Origin of the sequence: Maribacter litopenaei (assembly GCF_025244665.1) — a bacterium.
Taxonomy (GTDB): Bacteria; Bacteroidota; Bacteroidia; order Flavobacteriales; family Flavobacteriaceae; genus Maribacter; species Maribacter litopenaei.
Genome location: NZ_CP104205.1, coordinates 1,037,401 through 1,059,845, shown reverse-complemented (window position 1 = coordinate 1,059,845; position 22,445 = coordinate 1,037,401). Strand labels below are relative to the sequence as shown.

Below are 22,445 nucleotides of genomic sequence, written 5' to 3'. Positions count from 1 at the left end.
TATCTAATGGACTACAAAAAGGCCTTAAGCCAACCCATTTTTAAAATTATTGGTCAGACTGCAGACGACCTAAATTTAGAAACCTACGTCATAGGGGGTTATGTAAGGGATTATCTTTTGAAAAGAGGAACCCCAAAAGATATAGACGTAGTCGCTGTGGGCAGTGGGATTGAACTAGCTACAAAATTGTCATCTGACCTACCGGGAAAACCAAAAGTTTCCATTTTCAAAAATTTTGGTACCGCCATGGTAAAATATGGTGATATTGAATTGGAATTTGTTGGTGCAAGAAAAGAGAGTTATCATAGAGATAGCAGAAAACCTGTAGTTGAAGATGGCACCCTGGAAGAGGATCAGAAAAGAAGGGATTTTACCATAAATGCCTTGGCCATTTCCTTAAATCAAAGAAATTATGGCGCACTTTTAGACCCATTTAAAGGATTAAAGGACCTAGAAAACAAATTGATACGGACTCCTTTAGACCCCAATATAACCTATTCTGATGACCCTCTCCGAATGATGAGGGCCATCCGCTTTGCAACACAATTGGATTTTAGGATAGAAACCGAATCCTTGAAAGCCATAACCCAAAACAAGGATAGAATCAAGATTATATCTAAAGAGCGCATAGTTGAGGAACTTCATAAAATCATTTTAAGCAAGGTTCCCTCTAAAGGATTTTCATTACTTCATAAAACAGGACTTCTCGAAATAATTCTTCCGGAATTGACAGCCCTACAAGGTATCGAGGAAATTGAAGGACAGCGCCATAAAGATAATTTTTGGCACACTTTGGAAGTTGTGGACAATATAGCCGAAGAAACGGACGACCTTTGGTTGCGATGGGCGGCTCTTTTACATGATATTGGAAAAGCACCTACGAAGCGTTTTCATAAGAAAATTGGTTGGACCTTCCATGGTCATGAATTTGTAGGTTCCAAAATGGTGTACAAACTTTTCAAAAGACTTCGTATGCCATTGAATGACAAGATGAAACTCGTTCAAAAATTGGTCATGATGAGTTCTCGTCCAATTATTCTAGCGGAGGAACATGTAACAGATTCAGCAGTACGAAGATTGGTTTTTGATGCAGGTGATCGCGTAGATGATTTAATGACCTTGTGCGAAGCGGATATCACTACAAAGAATCCCAAAAAACAGCGAAAGTATAGGAACAATTTTAAATTGATCCGTGAAAAAATTAAAGAAGTAGAGGAAAGGGATCGTATTCGAAACTTTCAGCCACCAGTTTCCGGAGAGGAGATTATGGAAACATTCAATCTAAAACCTTCCAAAGAAATTGGAATAATTAAGGACGCTATTAAAGAGGCCATATTAGAGGGAGTTATTCCAAATGAATATGAGGCCGCAAAAGAATACATGATTGAGAAGGGTAAATCCATGGGGTTACACTTAGAGAATTAATTGTCATAGAACCTAAATTTATGGTTCTCTAGAATGAAAGTATTTTTTTACCTCATAGTCTACTCTGACCTTTTCTGAAAGAACGGTAATTTTACTTAAACACAGAGCCATGAAATTAACATTTAGAAAACTTGCCAAATTAACCCTGATATTGGTCTATCTGGTTATAGTTGCAGGTGCGGTAGTGCGAATGACGGGAAGTGGAATGGGGTGTCCTGACTGGCCAAAGTGTTTTGGATACTACATCCCGCCAACGGAAGACTCGGAACTAAAATGGCAGCCCGAACATGACTATAAAAAAGGCCAGGTGATAATTGTAGAGGAGACGTTACAGGTAGCAAGTAGCAGTTTTACCACCTCTTCAACATTTAACCCGGAAAATTGGAAATTATACACCAAACATGATTATGCCATTTTTAACCCTTGGCATACATGGATAGAGTATATCAACAGATTGTTTGGAGCTCGGCGGGATTGGCCACTCTAATATTGGCAATTGCATCCCTTTCATACTGGAGAATGAAAAAAAGAATTACCCTTTTATCCTGGTTGGTTGTTTTTGGAATGGGTTTTCAGGCGTGGTTGGGTGCCACAGTAGTGTATTCGGTATTGGAACCTGTTAAAATAACATTGCATATGCTAATGGCCTTATTAATTGTGGCCTTGCTACTCTACATAATTTATAGTGTCAACAATGAGGATAAAAGAATCTATTATGACCGGACTACACTTGTTTTGGCCTCATTTGCATTGATTTTGACACTCATTCAAATTGTCCTTGGCACGCAAGTTAGACAATTTGTAGACCACCAAATTGAACTGATAGGGGACGATACTAAGAGATTATGGTTGCAAGACCCTTCTATATCCTTTTATATTCACCGTAGCTTTTCTATAGTGGTACTAATAGTAAACTCGTTTTTGGCGTATAGAATTTTTAAACTGAATCTTGGACATATTAAAATAATTTGGATTCTCTTTCTACTTTTGGTAGAGGTATTCTCCGGAATGGCCATGTATTATTTAGATTTTCCATTCGCGAGTCAGCCATTACATCTAGTAATTGCTTCCATATTGTTCGGTGTACAATTCTATTTGGTTTTAGATGCGCTTAAGCCTAAAATAAGTGCTAATTCTTTGTAACTTTGCCTTCCCATAAAAAACGAGGTATGATCTATAAAATTAGAATAATACTTGATGCCGAGGAAGATATCTTCAGGGATTTGGAAGTGGAAGCCGATACTTCTTTAGAGGAATTTCATAATGGCATCACCCAAGCATTTGGCTTTTTGGGAAATGAAATGGCATCTTTTTACACCTGCGACGAAAATTGGAAACAGGACGAGGAAATTGCCTTATTCGATATGAGTGAAACGGGTTCTGACGTTCGTCTCATGAACGAAACATTTTTGGAGGATGTAATGACCGAAGATAGTCCAAAGATGATATACGTATACGATTTCTTGAACATGTGAACCTTTTTCGTAGAGTTGGCCGATATTGTGGAAAAAGAGGACGGGAGAGCCTATCCCAATGTACTTTTCAGTTTTGGTGAGTTGCCGGAATCACCTCCGGAAAGAAAGTTCGAATCGGAAAATAGCGCCTTTGATTTTGACGATACTTTTGAAAATTATGACGACTTGGACTTTGACGAAAATTGGAACTAAGTCCATACATCCACTATTCCTTACTTAATTTTTTAGAACACCTATGATCAACTTATATGCAACCCAAATTGAACATATTTCCATTCACAGAGTTGGAAATAAAAATAAGGGAGAAGGAGTATTCTTATCTGCAGAACCATTTGCATTAAACGATGAAACTACCGGACTGTTGAAGGAATACTTCTTTAAACCGTTTAGGGAAAAGGAAGAGAACTATTTTAAACTATCCAATGAAGTAGATGTGGAGTTCAATGAACTCTACAAATTGGCCAATTCCGTTTTTGAAGATACTTCCAATTCACATTTGGCTTCTAAAAAAATTGCCACTTTGTTATTTGAACAATCGAACCATCCCCATATCAAAAGTGGTGAAGTCTATGTTACGTATTTGACAGGAGTTCATTTGGACAACGAAAAGGTGGATGCCATTGGCATATTCAAAAGCGAGTTGAAACATGATTTCTTGCAGTTCAAGGAAAATGAATCCAATTTGGACATCATTGTTCAACAGGGAATCAATATCAATAAATTAGACAAAGGGTGCCTAATTTTTAATGTTAATAAGGAGGACGGATACAAAGTTTTATCTGTCGACAGCAACAAGTATGACACCAAATACTGGTTGGAAAATTTCTTGAGCGTAGTTCCTCTGTCGGATGATAATTTTAAGACCAAAAACTATTTGAAATTCTGCCGTAACTTTGCAAAGGATGTGGTTTTACCTGCTGAGGATAAACAACAAGAGGTATTGTTTATGAACAGGGCCGTAAATCATTTTGCTAAAAACGATGCCTTTGAGGAAACAAATTTCCTAAACGAAGTAATGGAGAATCCTGCCCTAATACCGGAGTTTAAACATTACAAGGTTGAAAAAGGTCCTAAATATAGCATTGAGGATGTTTCCAATTTCGACATTGCCAATAAGGCCGTTTCAGATGCCGAGAAGAAAATTAAGAATGTAATCAACTTGGATACCAATATCCAAATTAAGATGGATTTCATTAATCCCGAGTCTGCTGAGAAATTCGTAGAAAAAGGCTGGGACGAAGAACGTCAAATGTACTATTACTTGGTGTATTTCAACAAAGAGCAGAAAAGCTAAGATTGACCTATAACTTAAAACTAAATTTTAATATTCTGCTCAATAATCTGCTTCATACTAACATCCTCGTAGTTGCGGCGTACAAAATTTAGGGCTAGGTCCAATACCTCCCCCATTGTTCTGCATTTACTAAAATTAGAGTCCGAGGTTAAGGTCCCTATCTGATCCTTCAATAAAGCTATGTTTTCCTCCGTGGAAATGGTATCTTCCTTGCAAATCGCCCTTAGCTTCTTGATTCGATTACGCGAACTCAATATCCGTTTGGCCACCATAGAGCGCTCTTCAAGCTTATACTGGTCTACTGAATCCCTTAAAAGTTTGTTTCTTACCATTTCTACCATTTGATAATTTTCCTTGAAGAACTGTGGACGATATACTTTGAGTTTTCCTTCGAAGCACTGCTGGTCAAAATCTATCGCCCTAATTTTGTAGACTACATGGTCAAAATCATGTGTAGGTACGATTACATAATTATAAGAGCGCATATCCCCCAATAACCGAATCATACATCGTTCATTGAATTTTACAAACTCCTTTGCAAGCTGAGCTTTTTCCGGTTCCGAACATTTGGGGAGCATATTCCTAATGAACTCGTCCCCAGGAATACCAGCGATATGCTCTTCAATCAAGGTATCCTTATAGACTAAAAAATTCAAGTTATAGGGAGAAAGCATATGTTCCAATTCCAACCCGTAAATACGCGAAGCATCGGTACGTTTTATATAGAAATAAGTGAAGTTGTCGTTTAGGATATTTCTAATCTTTATCCTAAATGGTTTAGAATTTCCAAAGGTACAGAAGTCCACAGCATCCACATTTAGATATTGATGAATGTTATTACTACCATCTGAGTGAAGAATTGAATAGACTTTTTTTAAACTGTCATCAATTTCCTTTCTGTCAAATTCAGAATAATATACCCTAATCCAAAGTGTATCCTCATCATTATTGTCATATACCACAACAGAACCAGAAAACCGCAGTAGGTCGTCATAGAAAATAGGTATCTCACTTTTTCGATTGTAATGTTTAAGGTAGTCATCCAATGCCTTACTGACAGGATAGGCAGGTTTTTTCTTTGACATCAATCTTTCTTCCATAGCACTTCTTTACCAATTAAAGATACAATAAAGCCATTACATAAAGTCAAGTCTTAAAAGAATGAAAGGTCCCGTCCCATTAACCTTTAAGCTACTTCATAATACAAGAATACCATCTACGGTCATGCCTGGCGAGTATAAAATTCATTGACATCTAGACTTGTATCGATTGCCTATGTTGAAGCAATGGCCAGGATATTTTACTTTTAAAATTGTAACAATTTCTTAACTGCTTCGTCAAACCAGTACAATCAATCAAAAAACTCCTGCTTTGAGCACTATTCTTACCGTAAACAACCTCACCAAAAAATTTGGCTATTTAACCGCTGTAAAGGATTTATCCTTTTCCATAGAAAAAGGTAATGTTTATGGCATTCTTGGATCCAATGGAAGTGGAAAATCCACCACCTTGGGTATTGTTCTGAACGTTGTAAACAAAACCAGTGGGGACTTTTATTGGTTCGATGGTAATACTTCGACCCATGAGGCTTTGAAAAAAGTAGGCGCCATTATAGAACGTCCCAATTTCTACCCATACATGACGGCCGTTCAGAATTTAAAACTGGTTTGTAAAATCAAGGAAGTTGGTGCCGATAAAATTGATGAGAAACTTGAGTTAGTGGGGCTATTAGACCGAAAGAATAGTAAGTTTAGAACCTATTCACTAGGTATGAAACAGCGTTTGGCCATTGCCTCCGCCCTTCTTAATGACCCTGAAATTCTTATTCTAGATGAACCAACCAATGGATTAGATCCACAAGGAATCCATCAAATTAGGGAAATCATAAAAAAAATTGCATCGCAGGGAACAACTATTTTATTGGCTTCCCACCTATTGGACGAGGTAGAAAAGGTATGTAGCCATGTGATTATCCTAAGAAAAGGAGAGAAATTATATTCGGACTAGTCGATGGTATGATGGCTAGCCATGGCTTCTTTGAATTGAAATCCAATGACATGGAAAAATTGGCCATTACCCTTAAATCCAATCCAAATTTTGGCGAGATAAAATATGAAAATGGATTGATTACCGCATTCCTCTCCGAAGAAATGGATGCTAAGACCTTGAACGAATCCCTTTTTAAAAATGGCATAGTATTATCCCATCTCGTAAAAAGGAAGGAAAGTCTTGAGGAACAATTCCTGACACTCACCAAAAATCAATCAAACTAGCCAAAATCATGATACGATTATTACAAATAGAGTTCATCAAGCTATGGAACAATAGGGCAAGCAAGGTGCTTATTATTTCCTATTTTTTCATCCTAACATCTATAGCATTGGTGGCTGCCATTAAGTTCGATATTGGTCCTGTTAAGTTTCATTTGGCAGAGATTGGAATATTTAACTTTCCATATATATGGCACTTCAACACGTTTGTTACCGCCTTTTTTAAACTGTTCTTGGCCATCGTCATAGTGTCAATGATGTCCAACGAATACAGCAATAAAACCATCAAGCAGAACCTCATTGATGGACTTTCCAAAAAAGAATTCATACTCTCAAAATTTTTGACGGTCGTATCCTTTTCTGTAATCTCAACTCTATTTGTATTTGTGGTGTCCTTGATATTAGGACTTATATATTCTGATTACGATGAGTTGTCCATTATATTTTCAGATTTGGAATTTCTAGCGGCGTTCTTTTTTAAGTTAATGGGTTTTTTCTCATTCTGCCTTTTTTTGGGAATACTCGTGAAGCGTTCAGCCTTTGCTTTAGGATTTTTAATCCTATGGCAAATATTGGAGGGTATTATAAGAGGATTGATTCGTTGGAAGTTATTTGATGGAGATACTACGGACACGATTATGGGCTTTTTCCCTCTGCAATCCATGTTCAATTTGATAAAACAGCCTTTTGCACGGCTTGAAGCTGTTCAGACTGTAGCAAATCAAGTTGGAGAGGAAATCGGATTGAATTACCAAGTTCATTGGTATGAATTTATTATTGTCATTGCTTGGACGGCAATATTCATATACCTATCCTATATTTTGCTCAAAAAGCGCGATTTATAAAAAGCTCGGACCTTCATAGCTTTAGAATTTAGTCGTCGATATCAGCTATTTAACACTTATTAGCACAGACAAAATTCTTTTTTAATTATATTGTGTTGTTTATCAATACGCTATGAAAATCGTCGGATACAGTCAATCTGCTATACATCGTATAGCATTTGGTTTGGATTGGGCAAGAAGAAAAAAAGTCCTTGGTATTTTGACGAAAAGAAAGCTTCAATGAATACATGCTTTATTTCGACAAAAAACCAATTGCTGTGAGGAAAAGGATTATCCCTTTATTATTTATCGTGATTAGTTTTCTCACATTAAAGGGAAATGCCCAAGAATGCCCAACACTTATTTCTCCACTTGACGGTGCTACCGATGTACCCGTGGATAACCTAATAGAGTGGACAGCCGTTGATGGCATCATTGGTTACCTTGTATCCCTTGGAACCACGCCAGGTGGTGGGGAAATTATAAACAGAAGATCTTCCGGTCTCAATAATTTCTACCAACCTGAGGTGGGTTTACCTTCGAACACTGTGGTATATGTCACTATAAGTTTATTTCTTCCGGATGCCCCAATTAAAGTGTGCCCGTTAAAAATTTTCACTACGGAAACCATTACCACTCCTCCGAATGTACAAGGCTAGCCAATCCCCAAAATAATGAAACGGGGGTACGGGTAAACACCAATCTTAAATGGGAATATGCCCCAGGGGCAACCGATTACAGAATTTCAATTGGAACCTCCCCTGGTATTTATGACATTGTTGAAAATGAACTAACAGGAAATACAATTTTCTATGGATTAGATGAAAATTTGGAACTCAATCAAGAGTATTTTGTTTTAATAATACCACTAAATGAAAATGGTTCGGCGAGCGGATGTTTGGAAGAAAGCTTTACCACAGGGGTACCAACAGTTAGCTGCCAAGAATTCGACTACCCAATAATTTCAATTCCCGATAAGGTGGCCTTATGTGAAAACGAACCATTTGGAATTCTTAAATCTAACAATCCAGCTAGGGGATATCGATGGATATTCATTGAGGCCGATGGAAGCGAAACCATAATTTCAGAGGCACCCGAATTAAAATATGAAAAAGTTGGACAATATCGTTTGGAACTTTACAACACCATAAATGAATTTGGCGGAACTATAGAGTGTCCCGTATCTAAGAATTTTCAAGTAGTAAATTCCATAGTGCCAATCATAGAAGATGTAATCATAACTAGAGGAAATAGCGGGCTCACGATAACTGTAAGGGTTGAAGAATTAGGAGAGTTTGAATATGCCCTAGATAGTCCCGATAAGAATTTTCAAGACAGTCCTGTATTTACAAATGTCAAACCTGGGGAAAGAAAGGTATTTGTAAAAGACAGGCTTGGTTGTGGCATTACCGAGCGGCTTATAGAAAAGGAATTATCACTTCAGGACTTCCCTTCTTTTTTTACTCCAAATGGAGATGGTTATAATGACTATTGGCAGTATAGGAACCCAAACAACTCGAGCGAGATTTCGGTCGAAGTCATCCATATATTTGATAGGTATGGGAACTTCATTGCCCAAATAGATCCAAAATCGGTAGGATGGAATGGGATTTTTAACGGAAGGCTTATGCCTGCTTCGGATTATTGGTTCAGAGCCATTTCCTTTAACAAAAAGGAAATAAAGGGGCACTTTACACTTAAACGCTGAAATGATTACTAAGTCATTCCATGTTATCCGAGAAAAAATTAAATACCGAGTAAGAATTGTACTCCTTCCGTCAACAAAAGAAATTGTCTTTCGTACTTTTAGTTCATGAAATTTAATGTAGTATCAGAATTTAATCCCACTGGAGATCAGCCTAACGCTATAAAACAATTATCCAGCGGAATCAAGGACGGTGAAAAGTATCAAACCCTATTAGGTGTTACGGGATCAGGAAAGACATTTACTATTGCGAATGTTATTGAAGGGGTACAGCGACCCACCTTGGTTTTGGCCCATAACAAAACTCCGGCGGCACAACTATATTCAGAATTCAAACAATTTTTTCCAAAAAATGCCATAGAATATTTTGTTTCCTATTACGATTATTATCAACCGGAGGCATACATCCCAACTAGCGGTGTTTATATTGAAAAAGACCTATCCATAAACGAGGATATTGAAAAACTTAGGCTAAGTGCCACTTCTTCCCTATTGTCAGGAAGAAGGGATGTATTGGTTGTGGCCTCCGTTTCCTGTCTCTATGGAATTGGAAACCCGATCGAGTTTCAAAAGAATGTTATCTCGATCAAAAAAGACCAGGTCATATCCGGAACAAAGTTTCTTCATCAATTGGTACAAAGCCTTTATTCCGAACAACGGGAGATTTCAGAAATGGGAATTTCAGGGTCAAAGGAGATGTGGTAGATGTATTTCCTAGTTATGCGGATCATGCTTTTAGGATTCATTTTTTTGGGGATGAAATTGAGGAAATAGAAGCCTTCGACCCATTTAATAACAACGTATTGGAGATATACGAAAATCTGAATATCTACCCCGCCAATATGTTTGTGACTTCTCAAGATGTATTGCAAAACGCCATTCATGAAATACAGGATGATTTGGTGAAGCAAATTGAGTATTTCAAGGAAATAGGCAAACCTCTTGAGGCCAAAAGGTTGGAGGAAAGGACCAATTTTGACTTGGAAATGATTCGGGAATTAGGCTACTGCTCAGGTATAGAAAACTATTCTAGATATCTGGACGGCAGAAAACCGGGAACAAGACCCTTCTGCTTGTTGGACTATTTTCCGAGATGATTATCTAATGGTCATCGATGAGAGTCATGTTACCGTTCCGCAAGTACATGCAATGTATGGAGGGGACCGTTCTAGAAAAGTCAATCTGGTGGACTATGGTTTTAGACTGCCTGCAGCCATGGATAACAGACCCCTAAAATTCGAAGAGTTCGAGGCTTTACAAAACCAAGTCATTTATGTTAGTGCCACGCCAGCGGATTACGAATTGCAGCTAAGTCAAGGTGTGTACGTAGAGCAGGTCATACGTCCCACGGGATTGTTGGACCCTATTATTGAGGTGCGTCCCAGCCTGAATCAGATTGATGATCTAGTGGAAGAAATCCATCAACGAGTAGAACGCGATGAACGGATATTGGTTACCACGCTTACCAAAAGGATGGCAGAGGAACTTGCAAAGTATTTAGATCGAATTAGTGTTCGATGTAGATATATCCATAGTGACGTGGATACCTTGGAGCGTGTAGAGATTATGCAAGATCTTAGAAAGGGAATTTTTGATGTGCTGATTGGGGTCAATCTCCTTAGGGAGGGATTAGATCTTCCGAGAGGTTTCTTTGGTTGCTATCTTGGATGCGGACAAGGAAGGATTTTTACGTAATAATAGATCGTTGACTCAGACCGTTGGTAGAGCTGCCGAAACCTAAACGGAAAGGCAATTATGTATGCCGATAAGATCACAGAGAGCATGCAAAAAACCATTGATGAAACAAATTATCGTCGGGAAAAACAAATCAATTACAACACAGAAAACAACATTACTCCCAAGGCCCTCAACAAAAATTTGGACAGTGTACTTTCTAAAAATTCTGTCTCCACTTACCACTTTCAAAAAGAAGAATTAAGGGCTGCGGAACCTGACTTGGAATACATCACAAAAGATCAATTAGATAAGCTCATTAGAGAAAAAAGAAAGGCGATGGAAAAGGCAGCAAAGGAGTTGGATTTTATGCAAGCCGCTAAACTTAGGGATGAAATCAAGGCGCTTCAGGAGCAAGAAACTTAAAGGAAATATAAAATCTCTTTAAATAATACCCTATTGAATAATCAATTCATATAATAGTATATAAAAATACTGATAATCAATGAATAATAATAATTTTTAGATAAGTCTAAAAACCTATATTTCCTTTTATTATAAATGAAAAAGTGTATTTTTTTGTCAGTTTTTATCAGCTGTCTATTTGTTCAGAAAAGCTGGTCGCAAACTTTATCGGCCGAAAAAATTGAAGCAATGACAGATGAAAATTTCGTTGAATCAGTTTCCAATTTACGACAATTTTTAACACTTCCAAATGATGGTAATTTTCCCGAACAAATTGCTGTAAATCTGTCTTGGTGCGATAGTCTTTTTTCGGCATTAAAGTTCAAGACTCAGGTCATACATACAGAAGGAGCCCCCCTCCTATTCGCTGAAAAAATATATCGGAAAAAAAGTAAATCCGTATTTTTCTATTTACAAATCGATGGACAACCAGTGGATACCACAAAATGGTTTCAGCCTAGTCCATTTAGACCGATTCTAAAAGAAAAAATAAACGGTCAATGGGAGATTATCGAATTTGAAAAAATCAATCAAAAAATAGATCCGGACTGGAGAATTTTTGCCCGTTCATCTTCTGACTCTAAAGGGCCAGCTATGTCTTTGATATCCGCACTTCAGATTCTTCATTCCATAAACATCGAACCTGAATTTAATATCAAGGTTATCATGGATTTCCAGGAAGAATTGGGGTCTCCAGATCTTCCCAAAGCGGTTTTGGATAATAGGGAATTACTGGATGCCGAGATGTTGTTTATTATGGATGGCACACGACATTTGTCCAACTTGCCTACACTAACCTATGGAGCAAGAGGAATAGCAACAGCCAGTATAAGGATTTTTGGACCAAAATATGGGCTACATAGCGGACAGTATGGAAACTTTGCCCCTAATCCAGTCTTTGAGGCATCACGTCTCATAGCCAGTATGAAAGATGATACCGGAAAAGTAACCATTCCCGGATTTTACGATGGCGTGCAACTAACCTCTATGGACAAGAAAAGTTTAGACGCCATTCCCGAAAATTTAGATAGCACCTTGATTAACCTGGGAATTGCCAGCGCCGATAAAGTGGCACCCAACTATCAAGAATCATTACAGTATCCATCCTTAAACATTAGAGGACTTAGGGCTGCCTGGGTAGAAAAAGAGGTACGGACCATTATACCTTCTGACGTAATCATTGAAATTGATATGCGGTTAGTACCCGAAACGCCCGGAACTCGGCAGGTGGAACTTTTAAAAGACCATATCTCAAATTTCGGATACCATCTAGTAGATTCCATTCCCACAAATGAAGAGAGGGCCCAATTTCCAAAATTGGCATCTTTTAATTATCGTTTGGGGTCACAGCCCTTTAGAACGGATATGGACAGTCCAATTGGAGAGTTCCTAAATAGGGCAATGAATAAAGTTTTTGGAGAGAATATAGTAAATATGCGTACCACCGGAGGTTCGCAACCCATTGCGCCATTCATTAAAACTTTGGAAATACCGGCAGTATCCATTCGTATTCCAAATCCCGATAATGCCATTCATGATCCCAATGAGAATTTACGTTTGGGGAATTATAAGGAAGGTATAATGAGCTGTTTGGCCATTCTTACAGAGAAACTGGATTAGTTTAGCCCATGGTTGTAGTCTCTAGCTTTAGTAAATCTCAAGAAGACCTATAAAAAAGTGCCCCAATTTCTCAGGACACTTTCTAACTAACCAACTCAACCAAACATCATGAAATCCATTGAAGGATTACACAATTCTTTTAAGACAATTCAATCATTCTTTTAGGCTTAGGTAACGCCTCTTCCCTTTTTGGTAATGTAAACCTCAAGATGCCATTTTCATATGAAGCATCAATTTTATCCTCATCAACGGACTCCGGTAGCGTGAACGACCTTTTGAAAGAAGAAAAACCGAACTCCCTTCTCGTATAATTCTCTTCCTTGGTTTCATTTTCGGTCTTCACCTCAGAGGATATTGTTAATAGACTATCGTCTATCTCAATATTAAAGTCCTCCTTTTTTCTACCTGGAACCGATAATTCAAGCTCAAAACCGGTTTCGCTTTCTTTAATGTTAACAGCAGGAACATTTCCGTTATAGTTTTCCATACCACCAAACCAATCAGGTTTGAAAATTTCGTTCATTAGTGAAGGAAACAGTACGTCATTTCTTTTGATTAAACTCATAACTATGTATTTTTTTTGATTAAACTTTATTACGCTTACCAAGAGACAAATCTTATACCATCAATATTTTTGTGTCAATATGTCCTAATTTTTACTTTGTTTAGTGACATTATGTCTCAATATAGCGTTTGAGTTCATTTATATTGCGTTTTAAATAGAAAACTGACCCACTTCATATTAGCTTTAGAAAGTACAGTTTATGAATAGATTAAAGAACATTTTTTACAGGGTAAGGAGCAAGATTGCTTTTTACCCGACCATTATTTCCATTACGGGCATATTGGTAGCTTTTATTTTTATTTATTTGGAGCAGAGGCACGTATCAAAATATTTAATGGAAATTGCCCCGGGGCTCGTAATAGATAATACCGAAACCGCAAGAACCCTATTAAGCACATTGATCGGAGGGTTGATTTCGTTAATGGTTTTTAGTTTCTCTATGGTAATGATTCTGCTGAACCAAGCCTCCAGCAATTTTTCCCCAAGGGTGCTTCCGGGAATCATTTCGGACGAGAAACATCAAATTGTTCTAGGACTTTACATTGCGGTTATACTTTATAATATATTCATTCTTGTATCGATAGAGCCAACCGATGCTACTTATCAGACTCCAGGGTTTTCTGTATTGATTGCTATTATTCTTACGGTCATTTGTTTGGCTTCATTTATTTATTTCATTCATCACATATCCCAATCGATACAGGTGAGCACCATTCTATATTCCATTCATTCAAGAACAAAGGAGCGATTAGCAAACACCATCGAAGCAGAAAAAGAGACTTCAAATGAATTTACACCTATTAAAAACTGGACAGCATTAGAGTTAGGTACCACAGGATATTTTCAAGGTATTCTAAAGGATGATTTATTGGGGATATGTCTTGAAAATGAACTGAAAATTACTCTAAATATCAAGAAGGGACAATTTGTTCTTTGTGATGAAGAGGGAATAATGGTCAGTAAACCTGTTTCCGAAAAACTAAAAAAGAAGATTTTAAAGTCTTTGATCATATCTAATGAAGAGCTTACCGGCGATAATTATATTTATGGTTTTAGGCAAATCTCCGAAATTGGGATAAAAGCCATGTCACCTGGAATAAATGATCCTGGAACGGCCCTGAACAGTATAGACTATTTGACGGAACTATTTACATTTCTGCTACGCATTAAGGATTTTGAGTATGTATCCGATAAAAAGGGAAATAACCGAGTACAAATAAAAAGAAGCACTTTTCCAGAGGTTTTATACAATGTTCTTGCCACCTATAGGCCTTATTGCACTCATGATGTCATGGTCACACGCAAACTATTGTACATGCTAACACTGTTAAGTCAAAGAACCGTAAATTCGGAGCAAACCGACGCTATCCGAGTAGAGACCGACAATTTAGAAAATGATATAAAGAGGTTGATACAAAATGAAAGGGACCTTACCCGACTAAAAGACGGGTTTCATTCTTGGTCTTAATTGTAATGCGCCTTAAAAATATTAATGATTACTTCGGGGGGACTATTTTATTGGGATACTTATGCATGATTGACAGAACCTGTTCAATCGCCGATGGCGGCAATCCCATCCTTAAGCCTATGTCGTGTAATCGTTCTATTTCTTTTAGGTTATTGTTATTGTCTATATTCATCAATAATATAAGACGATTAAATTGGATCAATCTATCTGCTTGAGATCGGGGAATAACATGTTCTACTTCTTTTTGAAACAAAGCATCAAATTCTTTCTTACTTATTTCCAGGCTTTGGGCCACATTGAAAAGAAAATCATATTCAGATTGCTTCAAGGTATTATCTATCCTTGCAAATGCAATCATTTCCGAAAGAATACTTAATTTTTCCTTTAAGGTGTTCATAGAACTTTCCTTTACCCAATTACGTCTATGGAGATAACATTAAAATTGAAATAATAGTATTGCCTAGTGCATGAAAAACAGTTATTTAACAATTGAGAATATCTTAATCATCGTTCAAAGTCACTATTCCAAATAGGACAGTGCTTAAGAATAATAATGATAACTTGCATTAAATTTTAAACAAATGACCAACAACGATATTTTTAAGAAGTTGAGAGTTGCCCTAAAGTTGCGGGATGACGAAATAGTAGAAATTTTAGCACTGGTAGATTTTAAAATCTCCAAAAGTGAGCTAGGAGCTTTTTTTAGAAAGGAAGACCATCCCAACTATATGGAATGTGGCGACCAGATACTTAGAAATTTTCTGAACGGATTAGTTATATATATGCGAGGCACTAAGGAAAACCCTAAAAATCCGGGTGAGGTCCTTTTGAAAAAGGAACCACAGAAAAATTTTGACAAATCCAAAAGTTTCAAAAAAAAACAGCTCCAAAACGTAGACAAGAACTTGAGCCACGGAAAATACAAGAACAAAAAAAAATCCTGACTCTAAAGAATCAGGATTTTCTGTACGTTTTCTGTATGGTTAAGAGGCAATTCTAACAGGAACGGTATAAAGCTTCCCTTCCTCTACATTGGAAATGTCTACTTTTTGATAGTTCAGTCTACCTTTCACAAATCTCTCCGGATTTACTGATTCAGTATCCACGGAAAGGACTACTATTTCTCCTTCACTGTTCAAGGTAAACCTAACTTGGGCTGTTAAATCCGATTCTATATCAGAAAAGGAATTATTTTCCAACATTTTGGTAATTTGACCCGAAAGGCTTTTGGCAGGTTCAACACCTTCTGTGTCGTTGGCTAAAACATTACCTGTTGCGAATAGCAAAGCTGCTACAAAAACTAAACTTAATTTTCTCATGACTTGTTGTTTTTTTCTTTCATTTCTGAAAGTTGATTAATAATTGATTGATGATGATTTACTAAAAAGACGCTTCAAAAATGAGAATGTTACAATAAAACTAGGTTTTAACATTTTTTTAATCAAAATCATGCTTTTAAACATCAAGTCAAAGTTACAGTGAAATTGACGTTGTGCATCGGTATCAAAAAGTGTTAACCAAAATTTCAAATGGTTAACCTAGACTTAATTTCAACACATTAAATCAAAAAAAAGACCCTTAAATTTTTCTAATTAGGGCTCCCAAAACACATGAAAATTTTTAATAAAATTCACAAAAGCTCGATAAATAAATAGTGTACTTATAATGGAAATGAAAAAAAGGCAATGTTACGGTAACATTGCCTTGTAATCTTTATATGAAGTTATTGTACCAACTATTTCAATACTTCCTCCACCTTATCAGCAGCTTCTTTGAATTGTACTGCAGAGTGTACGGCCAGCCCGGAATTGTCTATAATCTCCTTGGCCATTTCAGCATTGGTTCCCTGCAAACGAACTATAATTGGAACTTGAATACTGTCACCCATATTCTTATAGGCATCTACTACACCTTGGGCAACTCTGTCACAACGAACAATTCCTCCAAAAATATTAATGAGGATAGCTTTTACGTTAGGATCCTTTAAAATTATCCTGAAAGCCTCTTCTACTCTTTTTGCATCCGCGGTTCCTCCAACATCCAAAAAGTTTGCAGGTTCCCCACCGGCCATCTTGATCAAATCCATGGTAGCCATCGCTAAACCGGCTCCGTTCACCATGCATCCAACATTACCATCCAAATCTACATAGTTAAGACCAACGGCCCTTGCCTCTACCTCAATTGGATTTTCTTCTCTTAAATCCCTCATTTCAGCATATTGCTTTCTTCGGTAAAGTGCATTATCATCGATAGAAACTTTGGCGTCTACTGCCATTATTTTATCATCGGAAGTCTTTAGTACAGGATTGATTTCAAACATGCTGGAATCACTCTGAACATATGCCTTGTACAATGCTGTCACAAACTTTGTCATTTCCTTAAAGGCAGTTCCCGACAATCCTAAGTTAAAGGCAATCTTTCCGGCTTGGAAAGCAAGTAAACCTGTTGCAGGGTCTATTTCTTCCGTAAAAATTAAATGAGGTGTTTTCTCCGCAACTTCCTCAATATCCATTCCACCCTCAGTAGAATACATAATCATGTTTCTACCCGTACTCCTATTCAACAAAACTGACATATAAAACTCGCTCGTTTCACTATCACCAGGGTAATAAACATCTTCGGCGACCAAAACCTGATGTACTTTTTTACCTTCAGCGGAGGTTTGTGGCGTAACCAAATTCATACCAATAATTTGCCCTGCAAGTTCCTCTACCTCTTTTAAGTTTTTAGCCAATTTAACACCTCCTCCTTTTCCACGACCACCGGCGTGAACTTGAGCCTTTATTACGTGCCAACCTGTACCGGTTTCTGCTGTCAATTGTTTTGCTGCGTCAACCGCTTCCTTGGCACTGTGCGCTACGATTCCTCTTTGTATGCGAACGCCAAAACTTGATAATATCTCTTTTCCTTGATACTCGTGAAGGTTCATATTAGGGTAGTTTTATTTGTTGGGCAAAAATAGGAAAGACAGGGTAATAATTGAAAATTAAACTAAATTAATTGATTATGCCGCCCCAGTTACCAAAAACAGAAATAAGCTATGTTTCAATATTTTTAAAATCTAGCGGGTCAAAATTTTTAAAATGACCGTTCAATTCTATAATTTTTCTAGCTCTCTCCACTTGCGACAGCACATTTATGGTAGTTACAAGATGATTCAAAATAAAATCAAGTCGATCCTTCTCCCTAGGTATTTTTAGTAAATCAAATTCTTGCTCGTAGGATAAGCCAATTTTATGGGCCAAAACAAAACTGTTATACTTTGCCAGATCAATACTAATATTAGGAAGTTCCATAATTTCATAGAGCTTTCGAATCTTTTGTACCACCTCTGCCTTATAACTGGAAGGACATATGTAGTCATATTCCAACAAATCCACTTGTCCCCCAGGATACAGTTTACCTCCCATTTGGGGTTCAAAAGAGACGACCTTAAATACTTGCCGCGCCACGCAGACCACATCCATTTCCCCACCGTCATAGGTGTTCACAACCTCCACCAATTGGACTTCTGTACCATATTCTAATTTATTATTGTACAAAACCGGAATACCAAACGTGATGGCTTCTTCCCTACAATCCTGAATCAATTGCTTATACCGGGGTTCAAAAATATGTAGGGGTACGGTATCACCTGGAAAGAAGACAGATTTTAAAGGAAATAGTGGTAGCTTCATTGAAAGGATTATGATAATGGGGTTTGTAATCAATCTTTTATTTGGAGGAATCAGCAATTGTCCCTAAAATACAAAGCTATGATAAGGGGAACAAGGAAAAGGCTATCTTTGATTGTTATATTTAACACAATTTGTTGTATTATTTATTTTTACTTGTATTTATTTGTTGTTATCCTCTGATACTACTAGCTTTGACAAAAATATATCGCTATGAAAAATGCGGATTTACTAAAAATCGCTAAAACCTACGGAGACCCAGTATACGTTTATGACTCCGAAAAAATAATTTCCCAATTCAATCGTCTTACCAGGGCTTTTGGTACCGTAAAGAATTTGAAATTAAACTATGCTGCCAAAGCACTTTCAAACATCACCATTTTAAAACTAATGAACAGTTTAGGAAGTGGTCTTGACACGGTATCTATACAGGAGGTACAACTCGGCCTGTTGGCAGGTTTCAAACCGTGAATCCATTATATTCACTCCCAATGGCGTTTCCTTGGAAGAGATTGAGGAAGCGGCCAAATTGGGCGTTCGAATAAATATTGACAATCTTTCCATTTTAGAGCAGTTTGGTAGCAAACATCCTGATATCCCTGTATGTATTCGGATAAATCCACATGTAATGGCCGGTGGGAATTCTAAAATATCCGTGGGTCACATTGATTCGAAATTCGGAATTAGCATACATCAAATACCGCATTTATTGCGAATTGTTGAGCTTACCAAAATGAACATCAACGGAATCCACATGCATACCGGAAGCGATATTTTGGACATCGATGTATTCCTCTACGCTTCGGAAATTCTTTTTGAAACCGCCAAAAACTTCAAAAATTTGGATTTTATCGATTTTGGAAGTGGATTCAAGGTTCCCTACAAAGAAGGCGATATTGAGACGAACGTTGAGGAATTGGGAAAAAAGTTGGGTTCAAGATTCAATGAATTCTGCAAGGAATATGGAAAGGAATTGACCTTGGCTTTCGAACCTGGAAAATTCTTGGTAAGTCAAGCCGGATTCTTCTTGGCAAAGGTAAATGTTGTAAAACAAACCACTTCTACGGTATTCGCTAGTATTGATTCCGGTTTTAACCATTTGATACGACCTATGTTTTATGGTGCTACCCATTCCATAGAAAACATTTCAAATCCGAAGGAAGGGAGCGCTACTATTCCATTGTTGGTTATATCTGTGAAACCGACACATTTGCCAGCAATAGGAGGATTAATGAGATATCGGAAGGAGATATTCTTTGTTTCAAAAATGCCGGCGCCTACTGCTTTACTATGGCCAGCAATTATAACTCCGGATTTAGACCACCGGAGGTTTTATGGCATAAAGGACAAGCTATTTTAATTAGGGAACGTGAGACGTTTGACGATTTGATTAAAAATCAAGTAGATGTAAAGGATCTATTTGCTGTCAAGCAGCGAGAAAAAGTGAAATAAAGAGCGAAAAAAAACGTTAGTTTTGGTATAATTGTTGGACTAACTCCATAAAAACTTATGAAAACTAGCATTGCCACTCATATTAAACACCTTTTTTTAGCTTCTTTTTTCCTTCTTTCCATGGGAATCGAGGCCCAGGAAGTGAAATGGCTTTCCTGGAACGAAGCTGCTGAGTTGGCGGCTACTGATAAAAATCCAAAAAAAGTTTTTGTTGACGTCTATACCGATTGGTGCGGGTGGTGCAAAAAAATGGACAAGGATACGTTCCAAAATCCGAAGTAGCCGCTTATATGACTAAAAATTTCTATATGGTAAAGCTTGACGGCGAAGGCGCGGAACCTATCGAATTCAAAGGAAAAACCTATAAATTTGTGCCTTCAGGCAGGAAAGGATATCATGAATTGGCCGCAGCATTAATGCAGGGAAGATTAAGCTACCCAACAACTATTTTCTTAGACGAACAATTCAATATGCTATCCCCCGTCCCAGGTTACCAAAAACCAGAACCCTTCTTAAATATTGCTAGATATTTTGGTGATAATATTTACAAGGACAAAGACTGGAAGACTTATTCGGGAGCTGGTAAATAGAAAAACGAGATAAAGTAAAAAGGCGTGGTTTTGAAACCACGCCTTTTTTGTTTTACCCTATTGGACAAATGATGGTCGTATCCTCTCTTATTTAATTACAACCTTGCCCACTCAAGCGTATTTAACTAATTTTCTTGTAATAAATTAGATTAAAATATGCGTCCTATAATATTTCTCCTTCCTGTTCTTATTTGTTTCAATTGTAGTTCAGGTCCCGATAAACAATATATGCCTGAAGCCGGTGTTCCCTTAAAGCTGGCCAAAATCAGGAAGGAAAATATATCCAATGTAAATTACCATTTAAGTTTTAGTATACCCGAAAACAAAGCGAACCCAATTGACTCCAAATTATTACTAGCACTATCACTCCAAGATTCAAACACTCCACTTTTTCTCGATTTCAAAGAAGAATCGGACCATTTAAAAAAGTTAGTAGTCAATGGCTCCGAAATTGAAATCGAACATAGGAACGAACATATTATAATTCCTACGAATCATTTAAAGGAAGGAACAAATACAATAGAAATCGATTTTTGGGCAGGTGAACTTTCGCTAAATCGAAATGAAGAATACTTATATACGTTATTGGTTCCGGATCGTGCACGAACCCTTTTTCCCTGCTTTGACCAACCTAATTTAAAGTCTACCTACACGTTGACAATTACCGCCCCTGAAAACTGGAAAGTACTCTGTGCCGCTCCGAGAAATTGACGAGGTCAACAAAAACGGATTTACGGAGCACCGGTTTGGGGAGTCGGACAAAATGAGCACCTATCTTTTTTCATTCGTGGCGGGAAAGTTTAAATCCGAAGAAATGGCAATAGCCAATTTTCCTATGAAAATGTTATATCGGGAAACCGATGAAGAAAAAATCAGGTACAGTATCGATTCCATTTTCCAGTTGCACCACAGTTCCAAACTGTTTCTCGAATTCTATAACGATTTTCCCTTCCCCTTTCAAAAATTGAATTTTGCCACGATTCCAGGCTTTCAATACGGTGGCATGGAACATGTGGGGGCCATTCAATACAAGGAAAGTTCCCTTTTTTTGGATGGCAGCGCTACGGAAAACAGAAAACTGGGTAGGGCCAAACTGATCGCCCATGAAACCTCCCATATGTGGTTCGGGGATTTGGTAACCATGGATTGGTTCAATGATGTTTGGATGAAGGAAGTTTTTGCCAACTTCATGGCGGATAAAATCGTAAATCCCACATTTCCTTCAATAAACCATGAATTGGCATTTATGGTGGGCCATTACCCAAGTGCTTACGGTGAAGACCGTACAAAAGGTACGAATCCAATCAGGCAAGAATTGAAAAACCTCAACAATGCGGGTTCGCTTTATGGCAGTATCATCTATAACAAGGCGCCCATTATGATGCGACAGTTGGAAGCGGTCTTGGGTAAGGAAAACTTTCAAATGGGTATTCAGGAATATATAAAAACCTATCAAAATTCGAATGCGAATTGGAACGACCTCGTGAAGATTTTGGATGACCGTACGGATATAGACCTTCTTACTTGGAGTAACGTATGGGTAAACAGTTCCGGCAGGCCTATTTTCAAGGATAGTGTAACATATACGGAGGGCGGCAAGATATCCTCTTTTGAATTGAGACAAATGGCCGAAGATGCTTCGGACTATATTTGGCCCCGATTTTCGAGATCTCCTTAATCCACACCGATACCATTCAAAGAATTCCCGTGGAATTTACAGGAAACACCGTAAAAGTAACCGAAGCGGTTGGACTTCCAAAACCACTCGCAGTCCTTTATAATTCAGATGGTATGGGATATGGCGTCTTTCCAATAAATCCGAAGCTTTTGAGACTATAGCGATTATAGGGAATGAAGTCGCTAGAGGCTCCTTGTACATAAACGCCTATGAAAATGCTTTAAATGGAACTATAAAACCTTTGGAGCTACTCCGTTTTTATGAAA

18 protein-coding genes and 5 pseudogenes are annotated in these 22,445 nt (G+C 37.6%); 17 read left to right on the top strand and 6 right to left on the bottom strand.

Going from position 1 to position 22,445, the window contains the following annotated elements; genetic code table 11:
* Nucleotides 1-6: 6 nt before the first annotated feature.
* From NYZ99_RS05615 to NYZ99_RS05600, 5 genes and pseudogenes are all read left to right on the top strand, one after another.
* Complete coding sequence (locus NYZ99_RS05615) at nt 7-1,425, top strand: CCA tRNA nucleotidyltransferase (protein WP_260574340.1); 1,419 nt, start codon at nt 7-9, stop codon at nt 1,423-1,425.
* Nucleotides 1,426-1,534: 109 nt separating this feature from the next.
* A complete protein-coding gene (locus NYZ99_RS21405; protein WP_338039331.1) occupies nt 1,535-1,912 on the top strand; it encodes a COX15/CtaA family protein in 378 nt (125 codons plus the stop codon).
* The gene (locus NYZ99_RS05610; RefSeq protein WP_338039330.1) at nt 1,858-2,568 is read left to right on the top strand and encodes a COX15/CtaA family protein; all 711 of its coding nucleotides are present in this window, start codon (nt 1,858-1,860) and stop codon (nt 2,566-2,568) included. The genes NYZ99_RS21405 and NYZ99_RS05610 overlap by 55 nt, the downstream gene beginning before the upstream one ends.
* 26 nt (nt 2,569-2,594) lie before the next feature.
* Nucleotides 2,595-3,092, top strand: a pseudogene (locus NYZ99_RS05605) (IS1096 element passenger TnpR family protein).
* A gap of 43 nt (nt 3,093-3,135) precedes the next feature.
* A complete protein-coding gene (locus NYZ99_RS05600; protein WP_260574338.1) occupies nt 3,136-4,194 on the top strand; it encodes a nucleoid-associated protein in 1,059 nt (352 codons plus the stop codon).
* A 20-nt stretch (nt 4,195-4,214) separates the two neighbouring features.
* Here the strand turns inward: NYZ99_RS05600 and NYZ99_RS05595 are convergent, their stop codons facing one another.
* Complete coding sequence (locus tag NYZ99_RS05595; protein ID WP_260574334.1) at nt 4,215-5,294, bottom strand: hypothetical protein; 1,080 nt, start codon at nt 5,292-5,294, stop codon at nt 4,215-4,217.
* Between the two features lie 271 nt (nt 5,295-5,565).
* On the opposite strand from NYZ99_RS05595, the pseudogene NYZ99_RS05590 reads away from it, so the two are divergent.
* The 6 genes and pseudogenes from NYZ99_RS05590 (at nt 5,566) to NYZ99_RS05565 (ending at nt 12,752) form a co-directional block, all read left to right on the top strand.
* Nucleotides 5,566-6,467 (top strand): annotated as a pseudogene (locus NYZ99_RS05590) (ABC transporter ATP-binding protein).
* 8 nt (nt 6,468-6,475) lie between these two features.
* Nucleotides 6,476-7,309, top strand: a complete 834-nt coding sequence (locus NYZ99_RS05585) for an ABC transporter permease (RefSeq protein ID WP_260574333.1) — start codon at nt 6,476-6,478, stop codon at nt 7,307-7,309.
* A 257-nt stretch (nt 7,310-7,566) separates the two neighbouring features.
* Nucleotides 7,567-7,947 carry a hypothetical protein gene (locus tag NYZ99_RS05580; RefSeq protein WP_260574331.1) on the top strand — a complete coding sequence of 127 codons (381 nt, stop codon included), beginning with the start codon at nt 7,567-7,569 and terminating at the stop codon, nt 7,945-7,947.
* Nucleotides 7,887-8,996 (top strand): T9SS type B sorting domain-containing protein, encoded by a 1,110-nt coding sequence (locus tag NYZ99_RS05575; protein ID WP_260574329.1) that lies wholly within the window; start codon nt 7,887-7,889, stop codon nt 8,994-8,996. Before NYZ99_RS05580 ends, NYZ99_RS05575 begins: the two co-directional genes overlap by 61 nt.
* A 105-nt stretch (nt 8,997-9,101) precedes the next feature.
* Nucleotides 9,102-11,093, top strand: a pseudogene (uvrB, locus tag NYZ99_RS05570) (excinuclease ABC subunit UvrB).
* 228 nt (nt 11,094-11,321) lie between these two features.
* Entirely contained in the window at nt 11,322-12,752 is a 1,431-nt protein-coding gene (locus NYZ99_RS05565) for a M20/M25/M40 family metallo-hydrolase (RefSeq protein WP_260574328.1), read from the top strand.
* A gap of 139 nt (nt 12,753-12,891) precedes the next feature.
* On the opposite strand, the gene NYZ99_RS05560 is transcribed toward NYZ99_RS05565, so the two are convergent.
* The gene (locus tag NYZ99_RS05560) at nt 12,892-13,317 is read right to left on the bottom strand and encodes an Hsp20/alpha crystallin family protein (RefSeq protein WP_260574326.1); all 426 of its coding nucleotides are present in this window, start codon (nt 13,315-13,317) and stop codon (nt 12,892-12,894) included.
* A 199-nt stretch (nt 13,318-13,516) separates the two neighbouring features.
* Between NYZ99_RS05560 and NYZ99_RS05555 the strand changes: the two genes are divergently transcribed.
* Nucleotides 13,517-14,785 carry a DUF2254 domain-containing protein gene (locus tag NYZ99_RS05555; protein ID WP_260574324.1) on the top strand — a complete coding sequence of 423 codons (1,269 nt, stop codon included), beginning with the start codon at nt 13,517-13,519 and terminating at the stop codon, nt 14,783-14,785.
* 28 nt (nt 14,786-14,813) lie between these two features.
* On the opposite strand, the gene NYZ99_RS05550 is transcribed toward NYZ99_RS05555, so the two are convergent.
* Nucleotides 14,814-15,182: a TerB family tellurite resistance protein gene (locus NYZ99_RS05550; RefSeq protein WP_260574323.1), complete on the bottom strand. Its 369-nt coding sequence runs from the start codon at nt 15,180-15,182 to the stop codon at nt 14,814-14,816.
* Between the two features lie 184 nt (nt 15,183-15,366).
* Here NYZ99_RS05550 and NYZ99_RS05545 point away from each other — a divergent pair, with 184 nt between their 5' ends.
* Nucleotides 15,367-15,729, top strand: a complete 363-nt coding sequence (locus tag NYZ99_RS05545; protein ID WP_260574321.1) for a DUF1456 family protein — start codon at nt 15,367-15,369, stop codon at nt 15,727-15,729.
* A gap of 39 nt (nt 15,730-15,768) precedes the next feature.
* Here the strand turns inward: NYZ99_RS05545 and NYZ99_RS05540 are convergent, their stop codons facing one another.
* The 3 genes from NYZ99_RS05540 to NYZ99_RS05530 form a co-directional block, all read right to left on the bottom strand.
* Entirely contained in the window at nt 15,769-16,104 is a 336-nt protein-coding gene (locus NYZ99_RS05540; RefSeq protein WP_260574313.1) for a hypothetical protein, read from the bottom strand.
* Between the two features lie 416 nt (nt 16,105-16,520).
* Nucleotides 16,521-17,714: an ADP-forming succinate--CoA ligase subunit beta gene (gene sucC / locus NYZ99_RS05535; RefSeq protein WP_260574312.1), complete on the bottom strand. Its 1,194-nt coding sequence runs from the start codon at nt 17,712-17,714 to the stop codon at nt 16,521-16,523.
* 109 nt (nt 17,715-17,823) lie between these two features.
* Nucleotides 17,824-18,462 (bottom strand): LON peptidase substrate-binding domain-containing protein, encoded by a 639-nt coding sequence (locus tag NYZ99_RS05530; RefSeq protein WP_260574310.1) that lies wholly within the window; start codon nt 18,460-18,462, stop codon nt 17,824-17,826.
* Between the two features lie 210 nt (nt 18,463-18,672).
* Between NYZ99_RS05530 and lysA the strand changes: the two are divergent.
* From lysA to NYZ99_RS05510, 4 genes and pseudogenes are all read left to right on the top strand, one after another.
* Nucleotides 18,673-19,911, top strand: a pseudogene (gene lysA / locus NYZ99_RS05525) (diaminopimelate decarboxylase).
* Between the two features lie 120 nt (nt 19,912-20,031).
* A pseudogene (locus tag NYZ99_RS05520) lies at nt 20,032-20,501 on the top strand (thioredoxin family protein).
* A 228-nt stretch (nt 20,502-20,729) separates the two neighbouring features.
* Nucleotides 20,730-21,212 carry a gluzincin family metallopeptidase gene (locus NYZ99_RS05515; protein WP_260574309.1) on the top strand — a complete coding sequence of 161 codons (483 nt, stop codon included), beginning with the start codon at nt 20,730-20,732 and terminating at the stop codon, nt 21,210-21,212.
* Entirely contained in the window at nt 21,193-22,179 is a 987-nt protein-coding gene (locus tag NYZ99_RS05510) for a M1 family aminopeptidase (RefSeq protein ID WP_260574307.1), read from the top strand. Before NYZ99_RS05515 ends, NYZ99_RS05510 begins: the two co-directional genes overlap by 20 nt.
* The last annotated feature ends 266 nt before the right edge of the window (nt 22,180-22,445 follow it).

What these genes read in the sequence shown, in the direction of transcription:
- NYZ99_RS05615 (WP_260574340.1), top strand. Translation starts at nt 7, where the DNA reads ATGGACTACAAAAAGGCCTTAAGCCAACCCATTTTTAAAATTATTGGT.
- NYZ99_RS21405 (WP_338039331.1), top strand. Translation starts at nt 1,535, where the DNA reads ATGAAATTAACATTTAGAAAACTTGCCAAATTAACCCTGATATTGGTC.
- NYZ99_RS05610 (WP_338039330.1), top strand. Translation starts at nt 1,858, where the DNA reads ATGGATAGAGTATATCAACAGATTGTTTGGAGCTCGGCGGGATTGGCC.
- NYZ99_RS05600 (WP_260574338.1), top strand. Translation starts at nt 3,136, where the DNA reads ATGATCAACTTATATGCAACCCAAATTGAACATATTTCCATTCACAGA.
- NYZ99_RS05595 (WP_260574334.1), bottom strand. Translation starts at nt 5,294, where the DNA reads ATGGAAGAAAGATTGATGTCAAAGAAAAAACCTGCCTATCCTGTCAGT.
- NYZ99_RS05585 (WP_260574333.1), top strand. Translation starts at nt 6,476, where the DNA reads ATGATACGATTATTACAAATAGAGTTCATCAAGCTATGGAACAATAGG.
- NYZ99_RS05565 (WP_260574328.1), top strand. Translation starts at nt 11,322, where the DNA reads ATGACAGATGAAAATTTCGTTGAATCAGTTTCCAATTTACGACAATTT.
- NYZ99_RS05560 (WP_260574326.1), bottom strand. Translation starts at nt 13,317, where the DNA reads ATGAGTTTAATCAAAAGAAATGACGTACTGTTTCCTTCACTAATGAAC.
- NYZ99_RS05555 (WP_260574324.1), top strand. Translation starts at nt 13,517, where the DNA reads ATGAATAGATTAAAGAACATTTTTTACAGGGTAAGGAGCAAGATTGCT.
- NYZ99_RS05550 (WP_260574323.1), bottom strand. Translation starts at nt 15,182, where the DNA reads ATGAACACCTTAAAGGAAAAATTAAGTATTCTTTCGGAAATGATTGCA.
- NYZ99_RS05545 (WP_260574321.1), top strand. Translation starts at nt 15,367, where the DNA reads ATGACCAACAACGATATTTTTAAGAAGTTGAGAGTTGCCCTAAAGTTG.
- NYZ99_RS05540 (WP_260574313.1), bottom strand. Translation starts at nt 16,104, where the DNA reads ATGAGAAAATTAAGTTTAGTTTTTGTAGCAGCTTTGCTATTCGCAACA.
- sucC (WP_260574312.1), bottom strand. Translation starts at nt 17,714, where the DNA reads ATGAACCTTCACGAGTATCAAGGAAAAGAGATATTATCAAGTTTTGGC.
- NYZ99_RS05530 (WP_260574310.1), bottom strand. Translation starts at nt 18,462, where the DNA reads ATGAAGCTACCACTATTTCCTTTAAAATCTGTCTTCTTTCCAGGTGAT.
- NYZ99_RS05515 (WP_260574309.1), top strand. Translation starts at nt 20,730, where the DNA reads ATGCCTGAAGCCGGTGTTCCCTTAAAGCTGGCCAAAATCAGGAAGGAA.